This is a genomic window from Pontibacter sp. FD36 (assembly GCF_015686655.1).
Classification (GTDB): domain Bacteria; phylum Bacteroidota; class Bacteroidia; order Cytophagales; family Hymenobacteraceae; genus Pontibacter.
On record NZ_JADPMP010000011.1, the window covers coordinates 219950 to 231980 of the forward strand.

Below are 12031 nucleotides of genomic sequence, written 5' to 3' on the forward strand. Positions count from 1 at the left end.
CAGGTATAGCATTCGCAACCTCAAGAGCCTCACCCCTAGGGTGGGGCTTTTTACTTAGTGCGCCATCCAATTTTATACCCATACCTGCGTTATGTAGGTCATCAAAGAGAATTGTATGGAACGAGGGCAAGAAAAAAATTGAAAACTTTTACCTCTTCCGCCTCAGCATTATTAATTCCGCTGAAAATCACTAATTTTGCGGCTAGTTTTTGATTGGAAATATTGTATATTAAACATATAACAGGCAGCCGCACGCCTTTACAAACTAAGAATGGGACTATTTAACTTTCTTACCAGCGATATAGCCATTGACCTGGGTACCGCCAATACCCTGATTATTCATAACGATAAGATTGTGGTGGACGAGCCGTCCATCATCGCCGTGGACCGCACCACGGGTCGTGTACTTGCCATTGGCCGCAACGCCATGCAAATGCACGAAAAAACCCACGAAAATATCAAGACTATTCGTCCGCTGAAAGACGGTGTGATCGCCGACTTCCACGCAGCCGAGGAGATGATCCGCGGTATGATCAAGATGATTGACACAGGTCGTCGCCTGTTCCAGCCTTCGCACCGCATGGTGATTTGTATTCCTTCGGGTATCACGGAGGTGGAGAAACGTGCCGTACGTGACTCGGCCCAGCATGCCGGAGCCAAAGAGGTGTGGATGATCCAAGAGCCAATGGCCGCTGCGATAGGTATAGGCATTGACGTGGAGCAACCGATTGGCTCTATGATCGTGGACATCGGGGGTGGTACGACGGAGATTGCCGTGGTGGCCCTTTCGGGTATCGTGTGCGACCAGTCTATCCGCATCGCCGGCGATGTGTTCACCAAAGATATACTCGACTACATGCGCCGCCAGCACAACCTGCTGATTGGCGAGCGCTCTGCCGAGAAGATCAAGATCGAAGTTGGTTCTGCCCTGACGGAGCTGGAGAACCCACCGGCTGACTACGAGATACGTGGCCGTGACCTGATGACAGGTATACCGAAGGTGATCAAGGTAACTTACCAGGAGATCGCGATTGCGCTGGACAAATCGGTTTCTAAGATCGAGGAAGCGGTGCTGAAGGCGCTGGAGATCGCGCCACCGGAACTGTCTGCCGACATCTACGACAACGGCATTCACCTGACAGGTGGTGGTGCCTTGCTGCGTGGCTTCGACAAGCGTCTGGCTGCCAAAACTAAACTGCCGATCCACATTGCCGAAGATCCGCTCAGAGCGGTGGTGCGTGGCACGGGTGCGGCTATCAAAAACTTAGAAGGCTTCAAGAACGTCCTGCTGACCTAAGAGTAGCGCATGCGGAATCTATTTGCTTTTATTTACCGGTTCCGTGCGTTCCTTATATTCGTGCTGCTGGAGGCACTCTGCATTTTCCTGATCGTGCGTTACAACACGTACCAGGGAGCTGCCATGTTCAACTCCGCCAACACCTATGTAGGGCGTGTGCTGGAGTTTCAGAGCGGCGTAACCGATTACTTCAGGCTGGCGTCTGTTAACAGCACGCTAGCCCAGGAGAATGCCGTCCTGCGCCAGCAGCTGATGTACTACAGGCAGGAGGCCGATGCAGACAGCACCGACCAGCTCGACACAACTTACTACGCCGTTTCCGACTCTTCCAAGTCGGAGCCCTTTATTTTGCATGCCGGACGGGTGATCAACAACTCGGTACGTCGCACCAACAACTACCTGACACTCGCTGCAGGCAGTCTGGATGGAGTAAAGCCGGGCATGGGCGTCATTTCCCCGAACGGCGCCGTGGGTCGTGTGAAAACGGTTTCGCGGCACTATGCGACAGTTACGTCGCTGCTGCACTCGCAAATGCTGATTTCGGCCAAGATTAAGAAAAATAACACCTTCGGCACTATTAAATGGACGGGGGGCGATTACCGTACCGCCCTTCTTGACTATATCCCGCTGCACATCAAGCCGGAAATAGGAGATACCGTGGTGACCAGTGGCTATAACACCGTTTTCCCGGAAGGCATCATGGTGGGCACGATCAGTGAGGTGGAACGCGAGCTTGACAAGAGCTTTTATACTATCCGAGTAAAGCTGGCCGTTGACTTTGCACAGCTATCCTATGTGTATGTGGTCGAAAACCCACGCCGGCCGGAACAGGATTCATTAGAACACGAAGCAGGTATACTACCCCATGAATAGCAGCTTAGGTATAAGACATATCGTGCAGTTTGTCGTGTTTGTGGCTTTGCAAATACTGCTAATGGACAGCCTGGTACTCTTCGGTACCGGCTTCAGCTTTATTTACATTGCTTTCCTGCTGTTCCTGCCCATTAACATGAACCGTGTGCTGCTGCTCTTCCTAGGCTTTATAGCCGGTTTTGCGGTGGATATTTTTTACGATACCATGGGCATACACGCGGCGGCCAGCGTGCTGCTCGCCTATTTAAGACCCATGATATTGAACCTTCTCACGCCCCGGGATGGTTACGATACCAATGATTCAGTGAACATACATGTGATGGGCTGGCGCTGGTTTCTGGCTTATGCGCTTACCCTGATTCTGGCGCATCACACGGCCGTATTCCTGCTGGAAATTTTCAGCCTGGAGGGATTATCAGCCGCAGTGCCTAAAATTTTACTGAGCGTGTTGTTTACAGGTGTGGTCATGGTGATCCTACAATTACTGTTCTTCTCCCTTAAGAGAGCGAATAGATGAATTATCTCGAAAACAGAAAGTACGTCATACAAGCGATATTCCTGGCAGTAGGCATCGTCTACGCGCTGCGCCTGTTTTATATCCAAGTGGTGGACAGCAGCTACAAGCAGGCTGCCGAGACCAACGCCATCAAGACGGTTATCCAATATCCTTTCCGGGGACTGATCTACGATCGTAACGGCGACCTGCTGGTGCAGAACACGCCCGTGTACGACCTGATGATCGTGCCCAAGGAGGCCCGCAACATTGATACACTGCGCCTGGCCAGCATGCTCGACATCACGATGGAGGATGCCCGTGAGCGTTTCAAGAAAGCCCGTGCCTACTCCTGGGTGAAGCCTTCTATCTTTCAGCAGATGTTAAGCACGGAAGACTTTGCGCATATCCAGGACAACCTGATCGACTTCCCCGGATTTTACATCAACGCCCGTACGGCCCGCGGCTATCCGCACCAAAGCCTGGGACACGCGCTGGGCTATATCGCCGAAATCAGCCCCAAACAGCTTGAGGACAGTACTTACGCAGGCTACCGCCCTGGCGACTACATCGGTAAGGCAGGTATAGAAATGGCCTATGAAAAATACCTGATGGGTAAACGGGGCGTCAAGTACAAAATGGTGAACGTGCGCGGCATCGACAAAGGATCGTTCAAAGACGGTGCTTACGATACCCTCTCGGTGGCTGGCCAGAACATGGTAAGCACCATTGACCTGGACCTGCAGGCCTACGGCGAGCACCTGATGAACGGTGCGAAAGGCAGCATTGTGGCCATTGAGCCGAAGACCGGAGAGATCCTGGCTTACATATCGGCACCTTTCTACGACCCGAACCTGTTCACCGGCAAAGACTACGGCAAAAATTACATGACATTGCTGCAGGATCCGGACAAGACCATGTTCAACCGACCAATCATGGCTGATCGTAACCCGCCGGGCTCTATCTTTAAACTTACGCAAGCCCTTATTGCACTGGAAGACGGCGTGATAAACCCTAACACAACATACGCCTGCAACAAATCGCTTGTGAACTGCCACCCGCACCCATCGCCACTCGATTTGCGTGGTGCCGTGCAGCACTCCTGCAACCCGTGGTTTTTCCAGGCTTACAAGGCGCTGATTAACCAGGGCAAGTCCAAAAATACATTTACTGATACTTCCCTGGGACTGAAGGACTGGCGCGAGCACGTGCTCACCTTTGGCTTCGGCAAGAAACTGGGCATTGACATACCAGGCGAAAAGTCAGGTATTATTGCCTCTACCGATCTGTATGACCGTGTGTATGGCAAGAACCGCTGGAAGTACTCTACCATTTACTCGCTCAGCATCGGCCAGGGCGAACTGGGCGTAACACCGCTGCAGATGGCTAACTTTATGGCAATTGTCGCTAACAAGGGCTATTATGTGACCCCGCACCTGATCCGCTCGATTGGCGAGGACGGCAAGCCTTTGGCGGAGAACTACGAGCGCCACTATACTTCCGTAAAGCCTCAGCACTTTGACCCGATCATAGAAGGTATGGCCGAAGTAGTGCGTGCTGGTACGGCCCGTCGCGCCAACCTTTCTAAAGTAGGTATAACGGTGTGCGGCAAGACAGGTACCGCCCAGAACCCGCAAGGCCCTGACCACGCTGTGTTTGTGGCCTTTGCTCCTATGGAAGACCCCAAGATTGCGATTGCTGTATATGTGGAGCACGGTAAGTGGGGAGGCCAGTCGGCGGCGCCGATTGCGGGCCTGATGATCGAGAAGTACCTGACGGACACTGTGACGATCAAGGAGCAGGAGAAGTGGGTGTTGAGCCGTGAGTACTTGAACATTAAATCGAAGTAAGCTATGCCAACAGGAGGACAGGGATTACTTAAGGAGAGAGTGGTGCAGCCTAGCAGCCGTCGCCAGACAACCAGCGTGTTTGGCAACCTGGACTGGTTCACCGTGCTGATCTACTTTGTACTGGTTGCACTAGGCTGGATGAACATCTATGCCGTGGTATACAGCCCCGACAACGTAGTGAATATCTTCAGCTTCGACATCAATTCGGGTAGGCAGCTAACGTTTATTGCCACTGGTGTGATTCTGATGATTGTGCTGCTCGTAGTCGATTATAAGGTATACGAGCACCTGGCTTTTCCCATTTATGGCGGCATTATACTCCTGCTGCTCTTTACGCTGGCAGTAGCCAATCCTGTAGCAGGTTCACGCTCCTGGCTCGATTTGGGAGGTGGTTTTCGTCTGCAACCTGCAGAGCTAGCTAAGTTTGCAACGGCCCTGGCCATTTCAAAATATCTGAGCCAGGTGAGTTTGCGTCAGCAGAAAATGAAAGACCAGATGATTCTGGCGGCCATAACCTTTCTGCCTGCGGTTATCATCATCCTGCAAAACGAAACAGGCTCGGCCCTGGTGTTTGGTGCTTTTATATTAGCTTTCTTCCGCGAAGGGATGTCGCCGCTGATCCTAATTATTGGCGGCTCAGCAGCAGCTATTTTTATCCTGACGCTGCTTGTGCCTAAGCTGTACTTGCTAATTGGCATTGCCGCGCTCATGGGTCTGGCCATGTTCCTGGATTATCGTCTGATGCGCCGCTTCAAGACTATGATCGCGCTTTTTGTGCTGGTGATAGGTATGGTTTTCAGCGTAGACTACTTCGTAAATGACGTACTGCAGCCACACCAGCAAAACCGTATCAAAGCGCTGATCAACCCGGAGGCTGACCCATTGGGCTATGGCTGGAACGTGACACAATCCAAGATCGCAATCGGCTCTGGCGGTTTCTGGGGCAAGGGCTTTCTGGAGGGTACGCAGACCAAATTTGACTTCGTACCCGAACAGAGTACTGACTTTATCTTCTGCACTATCGGTGAAGAGCACGGTTGGGTGGGAAGCACCATCCTGATAGCGCTTTTTCTGCTGCTCATGATGCGAATCGTGTACATTGCCGAGCGGCAGAAGTCCGTCTTTGGCCGCACCTATGGCTATTGCGTGGTATCAGTCATCTTCTTCCACTTCGTCATCAACGTGGGCATGACCATCGGTCTGGCGCCTGTGGTAGGTATACCGCTACCGTTCTTCAGCTACGGAGGTTCATCTTTGTGGTCGTTTACCATCCTGCTCTTTATCCTGCTGGCTATTGACGCAAACAGAAACAGGGAGTTGGTACGATAAGGTATAGCTTACTTTTTTAGATCAAAATTTACAAGCCCGTGCAGAAGCAAGCCTTCTGCACGGGCTTCCTGTTTTATCCCGCTATTTAACCAGAGGGACAGTACACTTTCGAAAAATAAGACATACTCCCGAAGCACTTCTACCTCTAATAGTTTGGTCCTTGGAAAAAGGCTGTTCACTAAATTGCTGTCGGCTGAAATAGCTTACTAAAAGCATATAACGTTAACATGTAGTAGTCCCATCGCATACCAGTTACTGCAGCTAGAGACAAGTTAAAGCCAACTTTAAAACAGAACAAAATGCCTAAGTATGTAATTGAAAGAGAAGTTCCGGGCGCTGGTAATCTAACGCAGGAGCAGTTACAGTCCATTTCACAGACCTCCTGTGGTGTACTCGATAACATGGGCCCAAAAATACAGTGGGTACACAGTTATGTGACGGATGACAAGATCTATTGTATTTACAATGCGCCAGACGAAGAAATGGTGCGGGAACACGCAAAGCAAGGTGGCTTCCCGGCAAACTCTGTAAAAAGAGTGCATGCCATGATAGATCCGGTCACCGCGGAACAACCAGCTTAGTAAACTTCAGGCCTGACTAGAGCTACTGTGACCCGCAATTACAGGTATATGCTGGCTGAGCGCTGGTAGCAGGTATAGCTTTGTCTTATCTGCTCAATAATACTTCAGGCGCTATACCTAATCTTAGAAGTATAAGTCGGCTTACTAATAACCTGCCCGGTCTTGGGATTTATAAAACGCACTTTCCCTTGCCTCAGTAGCTGCTCATAAGCCTCCTTGTAGTTCTCGAGAATGTAATGGGTACCGATGCTGTGCATTTCGTGTACCTGCTGCACTGTGCGGTTATTATAATCTGTTGCCCGTCGAGAAAGGTCTTGCACTAAACCAGCGATGGAGTACTTGTAATGCTCCTGAAACAGGGACATCTGTTGATGCTGCAGATTAGCTCCAAACAGCGGCACGCCGTCTTCCTGATAGTCGCTATACCTTGTTAGCAGCTCTTTTATACCTATGTAAGCTTGTGCCGACTTTACAACCAGCAGCATGTAAAAATTCGTTTGCTTTTTGTCTGGCAGATTGATTCGGAAGCGCAGGGTGAAAGCGCCCTTGTTCCGGAAGATTTCTTCAAAGCTATTAAATAAGTACTCTTCCCTCCTGTCAGCGTTTCTGTTCTGCTTGTAGAAAGCCTTTATCTTCTCTAGTTTCTCCCCTAAGAGTTGGTGCCATACACTATCGGATTTGGCTTTTTTGACGCCACTATCCAGCAGCTTTGGGTCAAACAGCATCATTACATCTGGTCCGGCAGCTTCAGCAGCACGCAACAACACCTGCTGCGACATACCTTCCACAATCGGATTCAGAAAGGCGAGAGTAGGCTGGGTTACCTCCAGGATTTGTTCCGGCAGCACTTCATTATCCACTTCAGGCAATATGGCAGGGGGATGCACTAAGTCCTGGTAAAAAGGCAGTTGCTCTAGCTTCTCCCTCAGTTCGGCTAATGCAGGCAGTTCAGCATCATAAAAGGTAGTCTTAGTGCCTCTATTCAGATCTGTTCGGGAGCCAGTGCTTTTGTATACCTGCCGCAGCAGTTGTAGCACAGCGGGCATTGGTTGGTTACTGTCCAGCACAGGCTGCAAATCAATATAGCACAGCGGAAGGTCAGCCGATTTCGTTTGCTGCAGCATGGCCGTTGACCATACTTCAAAAACACGCGGCAGCAACTCCGATTTTATTTCTGGAGCTGTACGCACTGTGTAAAAGAAGTCGCTGGGTGCTGCGCTCATAACTTGTATTGTTAACTGCTGACAAATTTCTGATTTAACCTGTACGGAAGTGCTTCTTTAGGTATGCAAAAATAAGACTTCTCTATACAAAAAAAGTCCTTGCAACTATTGTTACAAGGACTCTTATACTTATGCTAGCTGCTGTTACCGAACTTCCATCGCAAACAACATTAAAAGTTTAGGCTGATTTATTCCTCTTCGTTACGAACGGACCTTTAGAATAGACTTTTGCTCCTGCTGCTTATCGAGCAACCAACCTAGTGCTTTAGCTTTATCTGTAAAAAGGGCAACTTCTATTTGAGAGCCAATCTTACCTTGAAGGATCGTTTCGCCTGCTAGTTCACCAAAAGAACCTGGACGCGCCACATGGGCTAAGTAGCGTATACCTGCTGCATAGGCACGTGGCAACCATTCTTTTGTTATCCAAGCGACAGAGTCGGCCCATGGACTCGAAAAATCTGTGTTGTCGTTTAGCCTATAAGCGCAATGTGTGCTCTCATGCAGCCCTAAACCCGCTACAACGGCATTTTTCAGGTCCTGCTGTGTCGCAGTGCCATACCATGTAGCTGTTACCACATTGGTCAACTCATTGTATTCTATCCTGTAGAACACTCGTCCAAATATATTTTTAACCTCTTTGTGCACTGTACAGGACAATAATTGCTTAAAATTGACTTATATCTACAAAGGTAAGCAATAGAGTTAAACTGTGTGCTCTATTACTTTAACACTTTAAATTATAGTGCTATTTATACTGAAAAGCTATTCTTCTATTGCTCGTAACAAGCTAAATTACATATTGTTTTAAACTTCTGATTGAGCTTTTCTATCCACGTACTTCGCGCTGCATAACTACTTAACAGGCTTTACCCATTTATGCAAAGTTGTGCTAGTAAATGTAAGATACTGCAACGTATCCGGTGAGGGGGATGCTAGTGAAACCCTGGAACCATAAAACGACAAAGCCCACTCAAATACTATTTGAATGGGCTTTGTTGTGATAGCTACAGCTAACAAGATTTGTTTGTACCAGGAGCGGGAATCGAACCCGCACGAGCTTGCGCTCACAAGATTTTAAGTCTTGCGTGTCTACCAGTTCCACCATCCCGGCGCCTTCCGAAACGTTTTTCGGAGGGGTGACTTTAAAAAACAAAGACGTTGCTTATCACAACGTCTTTTATCTTCTTCATTTGAGCGGGAGACGAGGTTCGAACTCGCGACCTCGACCTTGGCAAGGTCGCGCTCTACCAACTGAGCTACTCCCGCTTTTAGTCATTCCCTAAACCCCTTAGCGATTTAGTGATACAAAGATATAGACAAAATTTCAGAAGTCAAGAGGCAGCACTAAAATTTTCTATCACTTTTCCTTTTTGTGCTGATTTTCAGCGAGAAAATTTTCTAAAAATCTTTAGCCACTGCCCGGCTATACCTGTTAGCGTACCACTTCGCCTTTATCTTTTAACAACAATTTGAGCTCATTGAGTTTCAAAAGCGCCTCTACAGGCGTGATCGTGTTAATATCGAGCTGCTCCATCAGCTCTTTCACACGCTGCAGCTGCGGGTCCTGCAGCTCGAACATGCTCAACTGGTAGTTGTTCTTCGGGGCTGACTTCATACGCTGCTTCGGCGCATGCTCCGACACCTTCTCTTTCTCAAGGTGGTGCATGATCTCGTCGGCACGCAGTACCACGCTGTTCGGCATACCGGCCATCTGGGCCACGTGTATACCGAAACTGTGCTCGCTGCCTCCTTCTACCAGCTTGCGCATGAACAGGATCTTACCTCCCGCCTCTTTCACAGACACATTGAAGTTCTTCACGCGCGGGAAGTCTTCGGCCAGTTGATTGAGTTCGTGGTAGTGCGTTGCAAAAAGTGTTTTAGCCCGGAACTTCGGGTGGTTGTGCAGGTGCTCCACAATAGCCCAGGCAATCGAAATACCGTCGTAGGTACTCGTGCCACGCCCGATTTCGTCCATCAGCACCAGACTGCGGTCCGAGAGGTTATTCAGGATGCTGGCTGTTTCGGTCATCTCCACCATAAAGGTCGATTCACCTTTCGAGAGGTTATCCGAAGCGCCCACGCGGGTAAAGATCTTGTCGATGATGCCGATATTCGCTGCCTCGGCAGGCACAAAACAGCCAATCTGGGCCATCAGCACGATCAGGGCCGTCTGACGTAACAGGGCACTCTTACCTGCCATGTTCGGACCGGTGATGATGATGACCTGCTGCTCTTCGTTGTCGAGGTAGATGTCGTTGGGTACGTACTCCTCCCCCAGTGGCAGCTGCTTCTCGATTACCGGGTGGCGACCTTTCTGGATGTTGAGCACATGACTGTCGCTCACTTCCGGCTTCACGTAGTTTCCGGCCACGGCTATACCTGCAAAGGCGCTCAGACAGTCGATGACCGCGATGACCTTGGCGTTTTGCTGAATTTGCCCCACGTAATCCATCGCCTGCAGCACAAGCTCGTTAAATAGGCCAAACTCGATGGTATAGATGCGCTCCTCAGCGTTCAGGATTTTCTCTTCGTAGGTCTTGAGCTCCTCGGTAATGTAGCGCTCGGCGTTCACCAGCGTCTGTTTGCGAATCCAGCTGGCAGGCACTTTGTCTTTGTGCGCATGCGTCACTTCTAGATAGTAGCCAAATACCTTATTATAGGCAATCTTAAGTGAGCTTATACCTGTATTTTTCACCTCACGCTGTTGCAGTTGAGCCAGATAGTCTTTGCCTGAGAAAGCGATTTTGCGCAGCTCGTCCAGTTCCTCGTTCACGCCGTCGTTGATCATGTTGCCCTGGTTGGTGAGCATCGGGGCATCGGGCTTGAGCACACTCTTAATCTCTTCACGCAGGCCATCGCACGGTGCCAGTTGATCGGCTAGTTTTACAAGCGCAGGTATACCGCTGGCAGCCAGCATTTTCTTGATCGGCTGAATCGCGTCCAAAGCTTTCGCCAACTGCATGAGCTCCCGTGGGTTCACACGGCGCACAGCCACTTTAGAGATGAGTCGCTCGAGGTCGTTGATTTGCTTGAGGTGCAGGTATAGCTCGTCAAGTAACTCAGAGTGCTTGGTTAGGGCCTCTACTGTGTCGAGGCGGCGCTTGATCTGCACCACGTCCTTTAGCGGCAGCACCACCCATTTTTTGAGCAAGCGGGCACCCATTGGCGTCGTAGTCTGATCGAGTATCTGAATCAGCGGCACGCCGTCCTGATTCTGCGGGTATACCAGCTCGAGATTGCGCACGGTGAACCGGTCGAGCCATACGTACTTGTCTTCCTCTAGGCGGGAAATGGTGGCGATATGACTGATCTCATTATGGTGCGTTTCAGACAGGTAATGCAGGATAGCGCCCGCTGAGGTAATCGCCTCCTGCATGCCTTCTATACCAAAGCCTTTGAGGGAAGTAGTGTTAAAATGCCGCGTCAGCGACTCGTAAGCGAAGTCGTAGCTGAATACCCACTCCTCCAGGGCATAATAGCGGAAGTCAGGGCCGTAGCTTTGGAAAAAGGTTTCTTTCTCGCGCTTGCAGAAAAGCACTTCCGCCGGGGCCAAACTCTGCAGCAATTTGCCTACATAGTTTTTGTCGCCCTGCGCCGTGATGAATTCACCCGTCGAGATATCCAGAAAAGAAACACCAGCTTCAGTCTTGCCAAAGTGCACAGCAGCCAAGTAGTTGTTGCTACGCTTTTCGAGCACCTGATCATTGAAGGAAACACCGGGTGTTACCAGCTCGGTTACCCCCCGCTTCACAATACCTTTTACCGATTTCGGGTCTTCTAGCTGGTCGCAAATGGCGACGCGTTCGCCGGCACGCACTAGTTTGGGCAGGTAGGTGTCGAGGGAGTGGTGCGGGAAACCGGCCAGCGCCGTCTCAGAGCTTGAACCGGCACCGCGTTTGGTTAGCACGATATCCAATATCTTGCTTGCCCTCACAGCATCCTCGCCAAAGGTTTCGTAAAAGTCCCCTACCCTGAATAGCAACAGCGCACCCGGATGCTTCGCCTTGATGGCGTTGTACTGTTTCATCAGTGGGGTTACTGTGCCGTTGTCTCCTCCTTTCATACCTGTATATCTTTGATGGGAAGCATCTTCCCGATTAATCTTATTATGTAATGGCGCGAGCGTCTGCGCTCGTGTTTGCTATGGTGGGGCCTCTGGCCCAGGTATAGCTCTTTCTGGTTATACCTGTCTCAATGCTTATGCTTAGCGTAGCTATTGCTGCAGGTATAGCTACCAGATTTGTTTCATTGCTTCGCCTGTGCAGCGGGCACCTTTTCGCCTGGCCAGCGGGGCCTTACTTTTTTCCTTGATGAAAAAAGTAAGCAAAAAAATCAAGACGCTCCAAACTCGCTGAACGCTCAAACAGTGGAGCGCCGAAAAACGC

9 protein-coding genes and 2 tRNA genes are annotated in these 12031 nt (G+C 50.1%); 6 read left to right on the forward strand and 5 right to left on the reverse strand.

Annotation, left to right across the window (positions count from 1 at the left end):
- Positions 1-271: 271 nt before the first annotated feature.
- The 6 genes from I0P70_RS16800 to I0P70_RS16825 all read left to right on the forward strand — a co-directional run bounded on the left by I0P70_RS16800 (position 272) and on the right by I0P70_RS16825 (position 6423).
- Positions 272-1297, forward strand: coding sequence for a rod shape-determining protein (locus I0P70_RS16800; protein WP_007652384.1), 1026 nt, complete (start codon positions 272-274; stop codon positions 1295-1297).
- A 9-nt stretch (positions 1298-1306) separates the two neighbouring features.
- Positions 1307-2170: a rod shape-determining protein MreC gene (gene mreC / locus I0P70_RS16805; protein ID WP_196120203.1), complete on the forward strand. Its 864-nt coding sequence runs from the start codon at positions 1307-1309 to the stop codon at positions 2168-2170.
- Positions 2163-2687, forward strand: coding sequence for a hypothetical protein (locus tag I0P70_RS16810; protein ID WP_196120205.1), 525 nt, complete (start codon positions 2163-2165; stop codon positions 2685-2687). The genes mreC and I0P70_RS16810 overlap by 8 nt, the downstream gene beginning before the upstream one ends.
- A complete protein-coding gene (gene mrdA / locus I0P70_RS16815) occupies positions 2684-4513 on the forward strand; it encodes a penicillin-binding protein 2 (protein WP_196120207.1) in 1830 nt (609 codons plus the stop codon). Before I0P70_RS16810 ends, mrdA begins: the two co-directional genes overlap by 4 nt.
- Before the next feature lie 3 nt (positions 4514-4516).
- Entirely contained in the window at positions 4517-5842 is a 1326-nt protein-coding gene (gene rodA, locus I0P70_RS16820; RefSeq protein ID WP_196120209.1) for a rod shape-determining protein RodA, read from the forward strand.
- A 299-nt stretch (positions 5843-6141) separates the two neighbouring features.
- Positions 6142-6423, forward strand: coding sequence for a DUF4242 domain-containing protein (locus I0P70_RS16825; protein WP_196120211.1), 282 nt, complete (start codon positions 6142-6144; stop codon positions 6421-6423).
- A 104-nt stretch (positions 6424-6527) separates the two neighbouring features.
- Here the strand turns inward: I0P70_RS16825 and I0P70_RS16830 are convergent, their stop codons facing one another.
- From I0P70_RS16830 to mutS, 5 genes are all read right to left on the reverse strand, one after another.
- Positions 6528-7646: a hypothetical protein gene (locus I0P70_RS16830; RefSeq protein ID WP_230392255.1), complete on the reverse strand. Its 1119-nt coding sequence runs from the start codon at positions 7644-7646 to the stop codon at positions 6528-6530.
- A gap of 201 nt (positions 7647-7847) precedes the next feature.
- Entirely contained in the window at positions 7848-8258 is a 411-nt protein-coding gene (locus I0P70_RS16835; protein WP_196120213.1) for a hypothetical protein, read from the reverse strand.
- Between the two features lie 415 nt (positions 8259-8673).
- Positions 8674-8757 (reverse strand) — tRNA-Leu (locus I0P70_RS16840).
- A gap of 82 nt (positions 8758-8839) precedes the next feature.
- Positions 8840-8912 (reverse strand) — tRNA-Gly (locus I0P70_RS16845).
- A 166-nt stretch (positions 8913-9078) separates the two neighbouring features.
- Complete coding sequence (gene mutS, locus I0P70_RS16850; RefSeq protein WP_196120215.1) at positions 9079-11709, reverse strand: DNA mismatch repair protein MutS; 2631 nt, start codon at positions 11707-11709, stop codon at positions 9079-9081.
- Positions 11710-12031: the final 322 nt, after the last annotated feature.